The sequence below is a fragment of the Streptomyces coeruleorubidus genome, assembly GCF_008705135.1.
GTDB classification, from domain to species: Bacteria; Actinomycetota; Actinomycetes; order Streptomycetales; family Streptomycetaceae; genus Streptomyces; species Streptomyces coeruleofuscus.
Genome location: NZ_CP023694.1, coordinates 7,886,096 through 7,901,816, shown reverse-complemented (window position 1 = coordinate 7,901,816; position 15,721 = coordinate 7,886,096). Strand labels below are relative to the sequence as shown.

The window sequence follows — 15,721 nt, the reverse complement described above, 5'->3', positions numbered from 1 at the left end:
CGGTCAGCGGCGCGTCCCGGTGCCCACCAGGGCCCGCTCGTACGGGTCGAGGACGACGCCCCTGACCTTGGTGGAGACACCGGCGATGATCTGCTGATGGGCCAGCGGCACGACCGCGTCCGTGCCGAGGATCGCTGCCTCGGCGGCCATGGCCGCGTCCTGCCGCTCGCCCGTACCGTCGGTTCCGTCAGCCTTCTCGACGGCCCGGTCGACGTCCTTGTCGCACAGCAGGGCCAGGTTGTAGCCGCCGTCGCAGGTGTAGTCACCGGCGAGGATGCCGACGGGGTCGCCGGTGTCCAGCAGGCTGTTGCGGGCACCGATGAACGCGTCGAACTTCCCGGCCAGCGCATCGCTCTCCAGCCGGGAGTACTCGCGCACCTCCAGGTTCACCGTGAAGCCGGCCTTTTCGAGCTGCTGTTGCACGACCTGGGCGACCTCGGGCAGTTCGGGCCGGTTGTCGTAGGTGGCGAGGGTGATCCGCGTGCCGTCGGGCCGGGCGGCGTCCGCGCGTCCCGACGGCTTCTCGCGCTTGCTCTCGGCCCAGGTGACGGCGGGACCGTAGATGCCCGCGCCCGGGTCGGCGTATCCCTCGAAGACGCCCCTGACGATGACGGAGGAGTCGACCGCCGCGCGCGCGGCGGCGCGCAGCTTCGGGTCCTTGAAGGGACCGCGCCTGGTGTTGAGCTGGAGGCTGGTCGTCCGGGTGGTGCCGGCTTCCTTGAGAGTCGCCTTGTCGAGGGTGGCGGCCTGGGCGACGGGGATCGCCTCGGCGATGTCGACGTCGCCGGTGCGCACCGCGTTGGCGCGCGCGGTGCCGTCCTTGACGAAGCGCGCGTCGATGCCCGAGGCGTGGGCGCGTCCGCCCCAGTAGTCGTCGAAGCGGTCGAGCGTGGCGGAGCCGGAGCTGTTGACCTCCGTGATCTCGAAGGGCCCGGTGGCGGTGCCGACGGGCGTGGGGGTGCCCTTCTTCTCGTACGCCTTCGGGGAGAGGATCGCCAGGCTCGGGCTGGACAGGCGCATGGGCAGGACGGGGTCGGCGGCTGCGGTGGTGACACGGATGCCGCGGCTGCCGTCGGCCTCGGCGTCGAGGCCGACGCCGGCGAGGGCGGCGGGGACGGGCTTCGCCTTCGTGGCGCGGGTGAGCGCGTCGGCCACGGCGGACGGGGTGACGTCCGTGCCGTCCTGGAAGGTGGCCTCGCGCAGGGTGAACCGCCAGGTGCGGTCGCTCTCGCGGCGCCAGGACTCGGCGAGCGCGGGGGCCGCGGCACCGTTGGCGTCCAGGGCGGTCAGCCCCTCGGTGACCCCGAGCCGGCTGAGGAGCGTGGCGTCGGAGCCGTACGGCGAGAAGTTCTCCGCGGGCGGGAAGGCGAGGGCGACACGCAGCCGCGAGCCCGACGGCCCGCCGTCCGACGACGACTCCCCGCCGGGAGAGGCGAAGCAGCCCGCCAGGCCCGGGACGAGGACGAGGGCGGCGAGGAACCGGAACGAACTCTTGATGCTCACTTCACGCACTTGCACAGCATATGCATCAAGGTCGAAGTGCCGGCCGGCCGGGGGTGCGCCACCCGGACGCCACGCAAATCACGTACGGAGCAAGCGATTTGACAGCGGCGACGATCACTCCCTAAACCTAACCACATGACATTCATTTTCAAAACGGTGGAGCGGTCGTGAGGGTCGCGTTCGTCGGCAAGGGCGGCAGCGGCAAGACCACGCTGTCGGCCCTCTTCTCCCGCCACCTGGCGCGCTCCGGCGCCCCGGTCCTCGCCATCGACGGCGACATCAACCAGCACCTGGCCGAGGCGCTCTGCGAGGAGGAGCAGTCCGCCCCTCCCCTGGGTGAGCGCCTGGGGGAGATCAAGGACTTCCTGCGCGGCACGAACCCCCGCATCACCTCCCGCGAGGCGATGATCAAGACAACTCCCCCGGGACGCGGCTCCCGCCTCCTGCGCCCGCTCGGCGACGACGAACTGCACGCCCGGCACGTCGGCCGGGCGGGCGGCGTCCCGCTGATGGTCACGGGCGAGTTCGAGGAGTCCGACCTGGGCGTGGCCTGCTACCACTCCAAGCTGGGCGCGGTCGAGCTGTACCTCGGCCACCTGGCCGACGGCCCCGGCGAATACGTCGTGGTCGACATGACGGCGGGCGCGGACGCCTTCGCCTCCGGCCTGTTCACCCGCTTCGACATCACCTTCCTGGTGGCGGAACCCACCCGCAAGGGCGTCTCGGTCTACCGCCAGTACCGCGACCACGCGGAACAGTTCGGTATCCGCATCGCGGTCGTCGGCAACAAGGTGACCTGCGAGGACGACCTCCTCTTCCTCAAGGAACAGGTAGGCGACGACCTCCTGGCCTACCTGGTCCAGTCCCCCTGGGTCCGCGCGGCCGAACAGGGCCGTGCCGAGGGCGGCCTGGACGCGCTGGACTCCCTGGAACCGCACAACCGCCACGCCCTCACGATCCTCCGCGAGGCCGTCGACTCCCACCCCCGCGACTGGGACCGGCTCCACCGCCACGCCGTCGAGTTCCACCTGCGCAACGCCCGAGCGTGGGCGGACGCCCGCACGGGCGAGGACCTGGCCGCCCAGATCGACCCGGACTACGTCCCGGGCGGCACCTCGCTGAACACCTGACTCCTCCGCCCTCACCGCCAACCAGACAGGACGACACTCCCCCATGTCTCTCGACGTCTCCCCGAAGCTCCTCGCCGAAGCCGAGCAGGGTGACATCCGCGAGGAGGACTTCGTGGACACGGTCCGCACGTCCCTCCCCTACGCCTACGACCTGATCGCCTCCCTCGCCACCGAACTCCGCGACGGCCGAGCCGACTTCACCGACAACCAGACCCCTCCTCCGTCGGAACAGGAGCGCGGCCAACTCCTGCGCGCCCTCGCCAGCGACGCGATCCGCACCAGCCTGGAACGCCACTTCGGCATCACCCTGGCCTTCCAGAACTGCCACCGCGTGGCGGCGTTCCGCCCGGAGTCGCGGGACGGGGAGACGTACGCGCGCTTCACGTCCGTGCGGTCCCAGATCCTGAACCAGTCGCCGGAGTTCAGGGACTGCTGACCCACCGCACCGGCTACTCGATCCCCGTGGCGTCGAGTAGCCGGACCACGTCCTTGCGCCCGTATCCGAGCAGTCGGGCGCGGTCGGCGGCCATCAGCACCAAGTGCGCGACGATCTTCGCCGCGTATCCGTTCTTGTTGTCCGCGTCGAACCATTCCTGGGGCTTCTCGACACCCAGGCTGTTCATCACCAGCCCGTGTTGCCGGCGGACCTCCGCGACGGTACCGGCGACCGCGTCCATAAGCGTCTTCCCCGGCCGCTCGCACTCCAGGGCGAAGCACCCCCAGTCGGCCGGCACGCACCCCTCCGGCGGACGCGCCCGCAGCCCCGCATACCTCTCGTCCCCGAACCCGGAGGCCCGGAACTCGTCGTGCACCAAGGAGAACCGATGGAACCCGGGCGGAACCGGAGGCGGTGGAGGCGTGTACTCCCACCCGGCGTCCTCGTACAACTGCCGCTTCACCTCTTCTTCTTCGGCATGTGTCACGGTGAAGCCGTTGGCCTCGTTGCGCCCGGTCGTCGTGCCGTCGGGGTTGCGGTGGAAGTGCAGGCCCATGGTGTGCTCCCGCTGCTGTGATGACAATGGACGAGAAGGTCCCGTCACCAGCTCGAACGGCCCGCGAAGCCAGCCCGTGCCCGCTGCCCCGCAGCATCACCCGATCGCGTGGAAACAGGCGGCGTGGGAACTGGCCGACCAAGCGGGGTCGGCGGTTGTTACGCTCCCCCGGTGAGGATTCCGAGCCCCGCAGAGATCCAAGCGCTGCACGAGAAGCACGCCCCCACCGCCGAAGCGTTCACGCTCGTCCACACGCACTGCGAGATCGTCTGGGGAATCGCCGAGCAACTCCTCTCCGCGCCCCACCTCGCTCACCTCGATGCCGAACTGGTCCGCGCCGGCTGCCTCCTTCACGACATCGGCGTCTACCGCCTCTACGGGGACGACGGACGGCTGGACCACGAGAATTACATCCGACACGGACTACTCGGCCACGAGATCCTCGAAGCGGAGGGCTTCCCCAAAACCCTCCGCCGCTTCTGCTCCCACCACACCGGAGTGGGACTCACGCGGCACGACATCGTGAGCCAGGGGCTGCCCCTCCCGCCCGCCGACTACCTGGCGGTCACCGAGGAGGAAAGGCTGGTGATGTACGCGGACAAGTTCCACACCAAGTCCAGGCCGTCGGCGTACCTCTCCCCCGACGAGTACGCCACCCACGTCCGCCGCTTCGGCGAGGACAAGGTGACCGCCTTCCAGGACCTGCGTGCGGAGTTCGGCGACCCGGACCTCGACCGGCCGGTGCCGTGCGGCGGCAGCCGCATCCAGCGGGTGGCCGGTCCGTAGGTGACTCACGGCGCCGGCTGGGGCGAGCTGACCGAGGCCTGGTCCAGGAAGGCGGCCAGGGCCGTCACGAACCGCTTCGGATCGTCCTTCCACGGAAAGTGCCCGGCCCCGTACTGCACGACCAGTTCGGCGCCCGGGAACAGCCCCGCGTACTCCTTCATCACGCGCGCGGGCCCCGCCACGTCGTACTCCCCGGCGAGGACGAGGACCGGTGAGGGAAACGCGGCGAGGGAACTCCGGGTGACGTGGGGGTCGAAGGCACCGTCGGAGGCATAGAGAGCGGCGGCTTCCTCGTTGCGCTGTCGCTGCTCCGCCGCACGGAAGGCCCGGGCATCGTCGTCCCAGCGGGCGAACCAGAAGGGGGCGACGGCGTCCCAGTCTGCGGCCGTCGCCCGGCCGGCCGTGATGGCCTCCAGGGACGCGTACGCCGGGGCGAACCACGGTTCGTCCCGGCGCAGGCGTGCCGCCGCCAGGCGGTCCTCGGCGGCGATGTCGAGGCCGACGGCGAAGACGCTGGGCGTGATCAGGGCGAGCCGGCCCACGCGGTCCGGATGGCGGGCCGTGTACAGCGCGGCCAGGTTGGCACCGGCGCTGTGCGCGAGCAGTTCCAGCCGCTCCAGACCCAGCTCCTCGCGCAGCGCCTCTACATCGGCGACCTGCCGGTCACAGCGGTACGACGCCGTGTCCGTCGGCACAGCCGAACTGCCGGTGCCCCTGAGATCCAGCCGGATCAGGGTGCGGTGGGCGGTCAGACCGCCCAGGTCTCCCAGGTAGACCGAGTCCTGCATCGGGCCACCCGGGAGGCAGACCAGAGGCGGGCCGTCCCCCGTCGCATGGTAGGCGAGGGTGGTGCCGTCGGGGGCGGTGAAGGTGGGCATGGGCGCGAGGGTGGCAGGAGGCGGAGGCCGGGGCAATCGGATATCCGCCGGGTGTCAGTCGTCCGCAGTGGCGTGGCGTGGCGGTGGTGTCCTACCCGTCAGCGGGTCGGCCCCTCCTCTTCCGGGGAGGGGCCGACCGCCGTTCCGCTACCGCGCCGGCGTCGCGACCGGCGCCGGCGCGTAGCCGGTGGGCCGGGTCGTGAAGGTGCCGCGGCCCTGGGTGCGGCTGCGCAGGCGGGTCGCGTAGCCGAAGAGTTCGGCCAGCGGCACGGTGGCCGTGACGACCGCCGCGCCCGAGCGGGTGGCCGAGCCGGTGACGCGGCCGCGCCGGGCGGCGAGGTCGCCGAGCACGCCGCCCACCGCGTCCTCGGGCACGGTGACCGTGACCTCGACGACCGGCTCCAGCAGGACCATCGCGCAGGCGCGCAGGGCCTCGCGGAGGCCGAGGCGGCCGGCCGTGCGGAACGCCGTGTCCGAGGAGTCCTTCACATGGGTCGCCCCGTCGGTCAGCGTGACGCGCAGCCCGGTCACCGGGTGTCCGCCGAGCGGCCCTTCGGCGAGGGCGTCGCGGCAGCCCGCCTCGACCGCCCGGACGTACTCCTGCGGCACGCGCCCGCCGACGACGGCCGACCGGAAGGCGAACCCGCCCTCCTCGTACGGCTCCACGTCGAGGACGACATGGGCGAACTGGCCCGCTCCGCCGTCCTGTTTGACGTGCCGGTAGACGAGACCGGACACGCCCCGGGCGACCGTTTCGCGGTAACTGACCCTGGGGCGGCCGACGTTGACCTCCAGTCCCAGCTCGCGCCGGAGCTTCTCCACCGCCACCTCCAGGTGCAGTTCACCCATGCCCGACAGTACGGTCTGCCCGGTCTCCGGGTCGGTCCGCACGACGAGCGAGGGATCCTCCTCGGTCAGCCGGGCCAGCCCGGACGCCAGACGGTCGGTGTCGCCTGCCCTGCGGGACTCGACCGCGGCCGAGACCACCGGCTCGGGAACGCCCGGCGGTTCCAGGATGAGCGGGGCGTCCGGCGCGCACAGAGTCGAGCCGGCGCGGGCCGACTTGAGCCCGACGACGGCGACGATGTCCCCGGCGACCGCCCGGTCCAGCGGTGCGTGCCGGTCGGCCCGGACGCGCAGGATGCGGCCGATCCGCTCGGTGCGGCGCGCGCTCGCGTCCCACAGGGTGTCTCCCTTCTCGATCGTTCCGGAGTAGATCCGCAGGTAGGTCAGCCGTCCTGTCGGGGTGGCGTGCACCTTGAAGGCGAGGGCGGCCGGTGGTGCCGCCGGATCCGCGGGCCGCTCCTGTTCGTCACCGTCGTACGTGCCCCTGACCGGCGGCACGTCCAGCGGTGACGGCAGATAGGCCACGACCGCGTCGAGCAGCGGCTCGACACCGCGGTTGCGGTACGCGGAACCGCACAGCACGACCACGCCGTCACCGTCCCGGGTCAGGTCCCGCAGCGCCGCGGAAAGGGTCCGCTCGGTGAGCGTGCCCGTGTCGCAGAACTCCTCCAGGGCGCCCGGATGGAGTTCCGCCACGGCCTCCTCCAGCGCCCTGCGGCGTGCGAGGGCCTCGTCCCGGAGGTCGTCCGGTACCGGTGCCACCGCGAAGGCGTCGCCCTCGGCCCACCGCAGGGCGCGCATGCGTACGAGGTCGACGACGCCGGTGAAGGTGTCCTCCGAGCCGATCGGCCACTGCACGACCAGCGGGGCCGGGTGCAGCCGATCCCTGATCGACGCGACGGCCGCGTCCAGGTCGGCACCTGCGCGGTCCATCTTGTTGACGAACGCGATCCTCGGTACGCCGTGCCGGTCGGCCTGCCGCCACACCGACTCGCTCTGCGGTTCCACCCCGGCCACCGCGTCGAACACGGCCACCGCCCCGTCGAGGACCCGCAACGCGCGCTCCACCTCGTCGGCGAAGTCGACGTGCCCCGGGGTGTCGATCAGGTTGATCCGGTGACCGTCCCAGGCGCAGCTCACCGCCGCGGCGAAGATGGTGATGCCCCGGTCCCGCTCCTGCGGGTCGAAGTCGGTGACGGTCGTGCCGTCGTGGACCTCACCACGCTTGTGCGTGGTTCCGGTGGCGAACAGGATCCGTTCGGTGACGGTGGTCTTGCCGGCGTCGACGTGGGCGAGGATGCCGAGGTTGCGGACGACGGCGAGCGGGTTGTGGTTGATGCGCACGGCCCAGGGCCTTTCGAAAGGTTCAGGAAAGGGGCAGCGCGATTACCGGGCGAGGCGGAGGTGGCGACAAGCGTGCGCAGCCTGCCGACTTCACGTCGGCAAGCTGTGCGCGGGCCTTCTCAGACGTTCGTCCCGGTCATCCGGTGCCGCCGCGCAGCGGGCACCGGAGCGACGAGGACACGAGGATCACCTCGTAGCGCGGCAGGGGGACGGTGGCAGCGGTGCGGTCACGCATGGCCGTCTCCCTTCGTTCGTCACGTCGGTGCGCCGCCGCTCACGTCGTGGGCGGCGCCGGGTACTCGGTGAGTGTAGGGAGGGCGGAGGGGAGCGGGCCAGGGATTATTCCGGCGGGGTCGGGGTGTCGTGGGTCCGGTACATCGCCTGGACGTCCAGCTCCAGTTGCACCGTCGGACCGACGACCGCGATGCCCCGGGCCAGCATCGAACGCCAGTTGAGCGTGAAGTCCTCGCGGTGCAGCTCCGCCGTCGCCAGGGCCGCGCAGCGCAGTTCCTGCCCGTAGCCGCCGTTCACCGTGCCGAGGTACGTGGTGTCCAGCGAGATCGAGCGGCTGACGCCGTGCATCGTGAGGGAGCCCAGCAGCGTCCACTTGCTGCCGCCCCGGTAGGCGAAGCGGGCGCTGGTGAAGTCGATGTACGGGAAGCGTTCGACGTCCAGGAAGTCGGCGGACCGCAGGTGGTTGTCGCGGGTGGTGTTGCCGGTCGTGATGCTGGAGGCGTCGATGCGGACGTGCACCCGGGAGTCGGTCATGTCCGGGGCGATCCGGATCCCGCCCTCGAAGCGTTCGAAACGGCCGTGGACGTGGGCCATGCCGACGTGCTTGGCGATGAACCGGATCGCGGTGTGCGGCGGGTCGAAGAGCCAGGTCCCGGGCGTCGGCAGCTGGAGGGACTCGGCCGGACGCAGCCAGACCCGCTCGGTGGGCGTGGACGTGCCCACCTCGATCTCGATGGTCTCGCGGTGCGGCTGAAGGCCCTCAGCCGCGATGAGCAGGCTGTACCGGCCGGGCGGCAGCGCGGCGAGGAAGTAGCCGTACGGGTCGGTCGTCCCGCGGGCCGCCACCCGGTGGGTGTCCAGCGCGGTGACGGTGACGTCCGCGGCCGCCAGGGGCGAGCCCATCGGGTCGACGACCTCGCGGGCCACGGCACCCGCGCCGGCGGGTAGGGGGAGGGCGAGGCCCGCCGCTCGGGCGGAGGCGCCCTTGAGTCGCCGGCGCCGGAGCAGTGCGAGGGCCATGTGGTTCACCTTTCTTCGGGGTGGCACGGCCGTACGAGCGGCGGTTTCAGCGCACGCCGACGGCCGCACCATGCTGCGGTCACACCCCCTTGTCGATCTTGCGGGACCGGCCTCCGGGACGGGTGTCTCATTACGAGACAGCCGGAGACGGCCGGAAACAGCCTGCGGCGGCCGGAGACAGCCGGAGACGGCCGGAGACGGCTTGCGATGCCCGGAGACGGCCGCCCGGTGCCGCCTACGCCTTGAACGCGTCCGCGTGTTCCGCCGCCCACTGGGTGAAGGTGCGGGCCGGGCGGCCGGTGACCTTCTCGACGGTGCTCGCGACCGTGCGGCCCACCTCGGGAGTGTTGCCGTACGCCTCGAGCAGGAAGCCGACGACGTCCTCGGGGAGGCCCGCCGCCCGCCACTGCTCGACGGCCTGTTCCTCGGTCAGCTCGACCAGCGCGATCTCGCGGCCGACGGCGGCGGCGATCGTCGCCACCTTGTCGCCGACGGTGAGCAGTTCGGGGCCGGTGATGACGTACTCCTGGCCCGCGTGCCCCTCCTCCGTGAGCGCGACCGCGGCGACGGCGCCGATGTCGCCCTCGTGGACCATGGCACTCAACCGGGAGACGAACGGTTCCCGCACCTCACCCGAGGCCGCGATCCCGTCCGCCCACTCCAGGGCGTTGGCCATGAACTCGACCGGCATGAGCACGGTCCACTCCACACCGTCGCCGGCGCGCACCGCGTCCTCCAGCGGGGTGGGTCCGCCGCCGTGCAGCACGGTGATCCGGCGGACGCCGGCCGAGCGGGCCAGCTCCAGGATGCGCGGGCCGGTCTCCAGCGGGGTGAAGGCGGCCCCGCCGAAGGTGATCAGGTGGAGGCCGGTGATCCCCTCCAACGCCGGGGCCAGACCGTCGGGTTGCGTCAGGTCACCCTCTACCACCTCCACACCGGCCGGGAAAGCGGCCTTCGAGGCGTCCCGGGTGAGCGCGCGGACCTCGTGGCCCCGGGCGAGCAGTTCGGCGACGACCTGGCGGCCGACGGTTCCGGTGGCGCCGGTGACAAGGATCTTCTGCGTCTGTGTCATGGCACGACCGTAGAGAGCCTTGCGGTCACTTTCTGTCCGCAAGTGCGCGTCAAGTACGCGTCGTCAGAGGGGGGTTCCCTCGGCCGGCTCCGGCGGGCCTCCCTCGTACGCCGCTCGCAGCACGGCCCGGACCTCGTCCGCCGTCACCGGGCGCGGGTTGGCGTACGGCTCGCCCGCGACCCGGTCCGCCGCCGGTGTCACGTCGCCTTCCGCGAGGCCGAGTGCGGCGAGGGACCGCGGTGCACCGAGGCGGCCGGCCAGCTCCCACAGGGCGCGGGGCGCGTCGTCGGCGCCGAGGGCCCGTCGCAGTACGGCCAGCGCGTGCGGGGCGGCGGGGGCGTTGTGGGCGAGGACGTACGGGAGGACGACGGTGTGCGTCTCGGCGTGCGGCAGTTGGAAGGTGCCGCCCAGCACGTGGCACACCTTGTGGTGCAGCCCCATCGTGGTCGCGCCGAGACACGTGCCGCACAGCCACGCCGCGTACAGCGCCCGGCTGCGCGCGTCCAGGTCCTCCGGGTCGGCGGCCAGTCGCGGCAGTGCCTCGGCCATGGCCCGCACGCCCTCCTCGGCCATGACCGAGATCAGCGGCGAGGTGTCCGGGGCGTACAGCGCCTCGACGGCGTGCGCGAGCGCGTTGACGCCGCTGGTCACGGTCAGCGGCACGGGGAGGGAGAGGGTGAGCCGGGGGTCGTAGACGACGCTGCGGGGCTGGACGACCGGGTCGCGGCCGGTGCGCTTGGTGCCGTGCTCGGTCAGGCCCCACACGGGGGTCATCTCGGAACCCGAGTAGGTCGACGGCACGGCGATCAGCGGCAGTCCGGTGCGCAGGGCGATCGCCTTGCCGAGTCCGATCGCGGAGCCGCCGCCGACGGCCACGCAGCCGTCCGCCCCGGCCGCCCGTACCGCCGCGACGGCCCGGTCGGCGTCCTCGACGGGTACGTGCATCCGGGCCTCGGCGTGCACTCCCACGCAGGTGTCGCCGAGCGCGTCCGCGACCGCCCGGGCGACGGCTTCGCCCCGGCTGCCGCACACCACGAGCAGCCGCCGCAGGCCCAGCTGTGCGGCCTCGCCCGGGGTCGCGGTGACGGCCGCGCCGGGCCGGAACACGACCCGCACGGGCCGGGTCTCGTACGAGAACTCGTTCCGGAACGTCATGCGGCACACTCCAGGACGAGATCGAAGCGGGCGTGCCGGAACGGGTTCGCCACGCCGAACTCCCGCGCCAGGGACGGGTCGTCGGTCTCCGTGAAGTCCTGGACCAGGCTCTCCTTCACGGCGAAGACCGCGTCGGAGTCGAGGTAGTCGCCGCCGGCCACGAAGATGTGCGTGGTGACGGGCGCGTGTCCCTCGGCCGTGGCGATGAAGTGGATGTGCGCGGGGCGGTAGGGGTGCCGCCCGGTCGCGCGCAGCAGCCCGCCGACCGGGCCGTCGGTGGGGATCGGGTACGGCGCCGGGACGCAGGTGCGGAACCAGAAGCGGCCCTCGGAGTCGGCGGTGAACAGTCCGCGTCCGTTGCCCGCGGGCTGCACACCGGGCTGCTGGACGTCGTAGTAGCCCTTGTCGTCGGCCTGCCAGACGTCGACGACGGCGCCGGCCAGCGGTGTGCCGTCCTCGGACAGCACCCGGCCGCTGACCACGCACGGCTCACCGCCGGCTGCCAAGTCGATGTCGTCGCCGAGCGCGCGGACCGGCGACTCGGTCATGTGGAAGGGCCCGAGCACGGTCGACTCGGTGGCACCGGGCGCGCGGTGGCCGTGGACGGTCTCCACGAGCATGGACAGTCCGAGCACGTCCGACAGCAGGATGAACTCCTGCCGGGTGTCGGTGCAGGCCTGCCCGGTCGCCGTGAGAAAGGCGATCGCCCGCTCCCACTCCTGCTGGGTCAGCCGAGTCTCGCGCGCGAAGTCGTGCAGATGGCGGACGAGGCCGGTGAGCAGCTCGCGCAGCCGCGGGTCGGCGGCCCCCTGGAGGCTGGCGAGGGCCTGCTCGGTGACGCCGGTCCCGGTCGCGTCGGTGGTCATCCCGGCTCCTCGTCGTCGACGTTCACTGCTGCCCTTGCTTCCATGATTGCTCGCTCAGGCGTGTCCGAGGACGGTCCGCAACGCGTCCGTGAGCAGTTCGCCGGCGTCCGGTGCGGCGGACGCGTGCCGGAAGGCGACGAAACCGTCGGGGCGCACGAGCAGAGCGCCGTCGTCGGAGATCTCCCTCAGGCGCGCCCAGTCGCCGTACGGGTCCTCGTACTCCTGCCCGGGGCCGATCACCACCGTGGCGACCGGGAGGTCCTGGGCCGAGGCGGCCCGCAGCCAGTCCTCTCCCCCGATGCCGGTGAGCAGGGTGAAGCGGCCCCGGCCGACCGTGTCGAGGGTGGAGAGCGTGCGGGAGCCCGAGGTGATCCAGGCGTGCGGGAGCCGGGCGCCGGGGCGGGAGGACGGCTGGTGGTGCAGCTCGGGGTCGCGGGCGAAGCCGGGGTCGGGCGTGCCGTCCGGGACGATCGCGCCGGAGGCGTAGCGCTGGTTGAGGTCGACTCCGTGCGCGTTGAACTCGTACGCCTTGAAGGCGATCGCCTCGCGCAGTTCGGCGCGCTGCTTCCCGGCGGCCTCGGTGCTGTCCTTGCGGGCGGCGATGTTGGCCCACAGCTGCTCGGGGGTCTGGGGGGAGAGACCGTCGAGGGCCTGGAAGACCGGGGCGGTCTCGCGGATGGACTGGTTGGCGCGGGTGACGACCTGCCGGCCGATGGGCGCGCGTTCGGCGGTGTAGCTGTCGAGCAGCCTGGGGTGCGCGGTGCCGTCGAGGACGAGTTTGAGCTTCCAGGCCAGGTTGTAGGCGTCCTGGACGGAGGTGTTGGAGCCGAGGCCGTTGGACGGGGGATGCCGGTGCACGGCGTCGCCGGCGCAGAAGACGCGGCCGTTCGCGTAGCGCTCCGCGTACATCTCGTTGACGGTCCACGCGGAGGACGACTTGATGGTGACGGGGATGTCGTCGTCGCCGACGAGCTGGCGCACGACGGATTCGGCGTACTCGGTGGTCAGGTCGGGGGCGCCCGCGGTGACGTCGTAGCCCCACACGATCAGCCACTCGGTCCAGGGGCGGACGCAGCGCACCAGGCCCGCTCCGATGCCGCCGACCGTGGCGCCGGGCGCGAGGACCCAGTAGAGGGTGGAGGGGCGGTGCGCGGTGTACTTGGCCAGGTCCGCCTCGAAGACGATGTTGATGCTGCCTGCCACGCCCATCTGGCCGCCCATCGGCAGCCCGGCGTCCGCGGCGACCTTGGACCGTCCGCCGTCGGCGCCGATCAGGTACTCGGCGCGGATCTCGTAGGTGTCCCCGCGCAGCCGGTCGCGGACGGTGGCCGTGACGCCGTCGGCGTTCTGGGTGTGGGAGAGGTACTCGGTCTCGAAGCGCAACCGGGTGCCGCGGGCGACGGCCGCGTTCACGAGGACCGGTTCCATGAGGTGCTGCGGCATGTCGCACATGCGGGTGGGGCTGGCGAGTTCGTGTTCCGCCTGCACGAGCGGGTCGTTGCCCCAGGAGCGCACCCGGCCCAGTTCCTCGCCCGCCAGGCTGGTGCAGAACGTCGTGTTGCCCATCAGGTGCTGCGGGGTGGCCTGTGCGACGACCTCCTGTTCCACGCCGAGGTCGCGCAGCACCTCCATGGTGCGCTGGTTGGTGATGTGCGCGCGGGGCGTGTCGGCGAGGCTCGCGTAGCGGGTCACCACGATGTTGGGCACGCCGTAGGTGCTCAGGGCGAGCGCGGCCGAGGCTCCGGCGGGGCCGCTGCCCACGATCAGGACGTCGGTCTCGACGACGGTGGACACGGGGCTCTCCTACCGGGGCGGGGGACACGGGGGGCGGACATCGAGTGTCCAAGATCATGGAGCGGTCCGGCCGGTCGCGGGTGTCTCATTACGAGACACCGGGCGGGTCCGTGAGGGGGCGCCGGTCGGCGGGGGACGGCAGCTGCCGCCCGTTGTGGTCCGTTGTGGCCCGTTGTTGCTCGTTCAACCGAACCCGTTACGGTGGTGCGTGCCGTGACCACGACCAACTCCTCCCCCGCAGCCACCGCCCCGCCCTCGCTGCGTCTCGCCCGCGAGCGGTTCCTGTCGGGGCGTCCGCTGCCCTGCGGCGTTCCGGAGGAGGTCGTCGCGGCGTGGCGGCGGGCGCGGTTCTTCGGTGTGCCGCACGACTTGGAGGAGCCGGCCGTCGCTCCCCCGCGGCCAGTGGAGTCGGCGCTGCTCGGTGCGGCCCGGCCGGTGCTCGACCGGATCGTCCCGGCCCTGGGCGCCGACCGGTCGCTCCTCGTCCTGACCGACGAGCGGCTGCGCGTGCTGTGGACCGCGGGGAGCTTGCCCGGGCTCGATCCGTGTCCCGTCCTGTCGGAGCAGGAGGTCGGCAACAACAGCGCGGCCCTCGCCCTGCGCATGCGGCGCCGGGCCGAGGTGCACGGGCCCGAGCACTTCCTCGACCGGTGGCAGGACGTGTCCGCCGTGAGTGTCCCGGTGCTCGCCCCGGAGGGCGGCCGGGTCGTCGGCACGCTGACCGTCGCGTCCCCCGCGTCGCGGCTGGGCACCGCGCGCTCGCCGCACCCGCAGGCGGCACTCGCCGAGGCCGCCGCCGCGGCGGTCGAGACGGAGCTGCGCGCGCGGGCGGGGCGGGCTGAGCGGGTGCTGCTGGACGCGTATGTGCGGGCGGCGGGGGGATCGGGCCGGGCCGTGGCCGACGACGCTGCGGCCGACCGGGCCGTGGCCGACCGGGCCGTGGTGGCGCTGGACGGTCGTAACCGCCTGATCAGCGACTCCGCGCAGCAGTTGCTGACGCCCGAGGTGCTCGAGGCGCTGGAGCGTACGGCGGTGAGCGCGCGGCAGACGGATGCCGTGCGTGAGGTGGGGCAGCCCGAGGGCACGGGCGTGCCCGAGCCGCCCATGGTGCCCGAGCTGCCGGAGGGCGCCGGGTCGGTCGCGCGGATCGATCCGGTACGACTGGACGGCGTGGTCATCGGGATCGTCGCCGTCCTGGAGCCGCTCGCCGGACCCGTGCCGTCGGTCCCGGCCGTGCCGCGTCCGCCCTGTTCGCTGACCGGCTCGTCGGTCTCCTGGCGCCATGCCGTCGGGCGTGCCGTCGAACTGGCCCGCTCACCAGAGCCGTTGCTGCTGACCGGTGAACGCGGAACCGGCAAGTCCGCCCTGGCTCTGGAACTGCTCGGCACGGCGGCACGGGCGGCCGTCGAGATCGCCGACGCGGCGCAGGACCCCGGGCTCGAAAGGGCCCTGCCCACCTGGCCGGCCGGCCGCCCGCTCCTGCTCCGGCACGCCGAGCGCCTCGCGCAGCCCGGCGTGGCCGCCCTCAACTCCCTGCTCGACACGCACCCGGACACCCGGCTGCTGATCACCTACACCCCCGGCGCGCCGGTCGGCCCCTGCCTCCAGCGCCTGCTGGACAAACTGTCCGCCCGCTCGGTGCCCCTCCCCCCGCTGCGGGAACGCACCGAGGACATCCGGGAGCTGCTGCCGGCCCTGGCGCCGCGGCCGGCCCCCGGGCAGCCACCGCTGACCTGGACACTGGACGCCCTGCGCGCGCTCGAACGGTACCCGTGGCCCGGCAACGTCACCGAGCTGGCCCATGTCGTCCGGGCCCTAGCGGAGCACCGTCGGATGTCGGGGCCGGTCCGCCGGGCGGAGCTGCCGGACGCCGTGCGGGAAGGCCCGGCCGCGCGGCCCCTCAGCCCGATGGAGCATGCCGAGCGCGCCGCGATACTCGAGGCGCTGCGCCGCCACGGCGGCAACAAGGCGCGCGCGGCGGCGGCGCTGGGCATCGGCCGGGCGACGCTGTACCGCAAACTGCGGGGCTACCGAGTCTGAGGGCCGCACCACGCAGCGCCCTGCACGATCGGGGACGTGGAACACAGAAAAGGTGCCGACC

The 15,721-nt window shown here is 72.7% G+C and carries 13 protein-coding genes; 4 read left to right on the top strand and 9 right to left on the bottom strand.

The features are described 5' to 3' along the window. Positions 1-3 precede the first annotated feature (3 nt). Positions 4-1,503 carry an ABC transporter substrate-binding protein gene (locus tag CP976_RS36325; protein ID WP_150485652.1) on the bottom strand — a complete coding sequence of 500 codons (1,500 nt, stop codon included), beginning with the start codon at positions 1,501-1,503 and terminating at the stop codon, positions 4-6. Positions 1,504-1,670: 167 nt separating this feature from the next. Between CP976_RS36325 and CP976_RS36320 the strand changes: the two genes are divergently transcribed. Together CP976_RS36320 and CP976_RS36315 are read left to right on the top strand one after the other, a co-directional pair. Further along, entirely contained in the window at positions 1,671-2,633 is a 963-nt protein-coding gene (locus tag CP976_RS36320) for an ATP-binding protein (RefSeq protein ID WP_150484134.1), read from the top strand. Positions 2,634-2,676: 43 nt separating this feature from the next. After that, positions 2,677-3,069, top strand: coding sequence for an SCO5389 family protein (locus CP976_RS36315; protein ID WP_150484133.1), 393 nt, complete (start codon positions 2,677-2,679; stop codon positions 3,067-3,069). Between the two features lie 13 nt (positions 3,070-3,082). On the opposite strand, the gene CP976_RS36310 is transcribed toward CP976_RS36315, so the two are convergent. Continuing rightward, positions 3,083-3,625 carry a hypothetical protein gene (locus tag CP976_RS36310; RefSeq protein WP_086842083.1) on the bottom strand — a complete coding sequence of 181 codons (543 nt, stop codon included), beginning with the start codon at positions 3,623-3,625 and terminating at the stop codon, positions 3,083-3,085. A 171-nt stretch (positions 3,626-3,796) separates the two neighbouring features. Here CP976_RS36310 and CP976_RS36305 point away from each other — a divergent pair, with 171 nt between their 5' ends. Then, entirely contained in the window at positions 3,797-4,411 is a 615-nt protein-coding gene (locus CP976_RS36305; RefSeq protein WP_150484132.1) for an HD domain-containing protein, read from the top strand. Positions 4,412-4,416: 5 nt separating this feature from the next. Here CP976_RS36305 and CP976_RS36300 read toward each other — a convergent pair whose 3' ends face one another. The 7 genes from CP976_RS36300 to CP976_RS36270 all read right to left on the bottom strand — a co-directional run bounded on the left by CP976_RS36300 (position 4,417) and on the right by CP976_RS36270 (position 13,620). Beyond that, positions 4,417-5,289, bottom strand: a complete 873-nt coding sequence (locus tag CP976_RS36300) for an alpha/beta fold hydrolase (protein WP_150484131.1) — start codon at positions 5,287-5,289, stop codon at positions 4,417-4,419. A gap of 147 nt (positions 5,290-5,436) precedes the next feature. Further along, complete coding sequence (gene fusA, locus CP976_RS36295; RefSeq protein ID WP_190146903.1) at positions 5,437-7,479, bottom strand: elongation factor G; 2,043 nt, start codon at positions 7,477-7,479, stop codon at positions 5,437-5,439. 339 nt (positions 7,480-7,818) lie between these two features. Continuing rightward, a complete protein-coding gene (locus CP976_RS36290) occupies positions 7,819-8,733 on the bottom strand; it encodes a YceI family protein (RefSeq protein ID WP_150484130.1) in 915 nt (304 codons plus the stop codon). 235 nt (positions 8,734-8,968) lie between these two features. After that, entirely contained in the window at positions 8,969-9,805 is an 837-nt protein-coding gene (locus CP976_RS36285; RefSeq protein WP_150484129.1) for an NmrA family NAD(P)-binding protein, read from the bottom strand. Positions 9,806-9,868: 63 nt separating this feature from the next. Further along, positions 9,869-10,960, bottom strand: coding sequence for a maleylacetate reductase (locus tag CP976_RS36280; RefSeq protein ID WP_150484128.1), 1,092 nt, complete (start codon positions 10,958-10,960; stop codon positions 9,869-9,871). Continuing rightward, a complete protein-coding gene (locus CP976_RS36275; RefSeq protein WP_150484127.1) occupies positions 10,957-11,826 on the bottom strand; it encodes an intradiol ring-cleavage dioxygenase in 870 nt (289 codons plus the stop codon). The genes CP976_RS36280 and CP976_RS36275 overlap by 4 nt, the downstream gene beginning before the upstream one ends. A gap of 54 nt (positions 11,827-11,880) precedes the next feature. Further along, the gene (locus CP976_RS36270; protein ID WP_150484126.1) at positions 11,881-13,620 is read right to left on the bottom strand and encodes an FAD-dependent oxidoreductase; all 1,740 of its coding nucleotides are present in this window, start codon (positions 13,618-13,620) and stop codon (positions 11,881-11,883) included. Between the two features lie 213 nt (positions 13,621-13,833). Here CP976_RS36270 and CP976_RS36265 point away from each other — a divergent pair, with 213 nt between their 5' ends. Continuing rightward, positions 13,834-15,660 carry a sigma-54-dependent Fis family transcriptional regulator gene (locus CP976_RS36265; protein ID WP_150484125.1) on the top strand — a complete coding sequence of 609 codons (1,827 nt, stop codon included), beginning with the start codon at positions 13,834-13,836 and terminating at the stop codon, positions 15,658-15,660. Positions 15,661-15,721 lie beyond the last annotated feature (61 nt).

Coding starts and splice junctions, on each gene's coding strand:
- CP976_RS36315 (WP_150484133.1), top strand. CDS start 2,677: ATGTCTCTCGACGTCTCCCCGAAGCTCCTCGCCGAAGCCGAGCAGGGT.
- CP976_RS36310 (WP_086842083.1), bottom strand. CDS start 3,625: ATGGGCCTGCACTTCCACCGCAACCCCGACGGCACGACGACCGGGCGC.
- CP976_RS36300 (WP_150484131.1), bottom strand. CDS start 5,289: ATGCCCACCTTCACCGCCCCCGACGGCACCACCCTCGCCTACCATGCG.
- CP976_RS36290 (WP_150484130.1), bottom strand. CDS start 8,733: ATGGCCCTCGCACTGCTCCGGCGCCGGCGACTCAAGGGCGCCTCCGCC.
- CP976_RS36285 (WP_150484129.1), bottom strand. CDS start 9,805: ATGACACAGACGCAGAAGATCCTTGTCACCGGCGCCACCGGAACCGTC.
- CP976_RS36275 (WP_150484127.1), bottom strand. CDS start 11,826: ATGACCACCGACGCGACCGGGACCGGCGTCACCGAGCAGGCCCTCGCC.
- CP976_RS36280 (WP_150484128.1), bottom strand. CDS start 10,960: ATGACGTTCCGGAACGAGTTCTCGTACGAGACCCGGCCCGTGCGGGTC.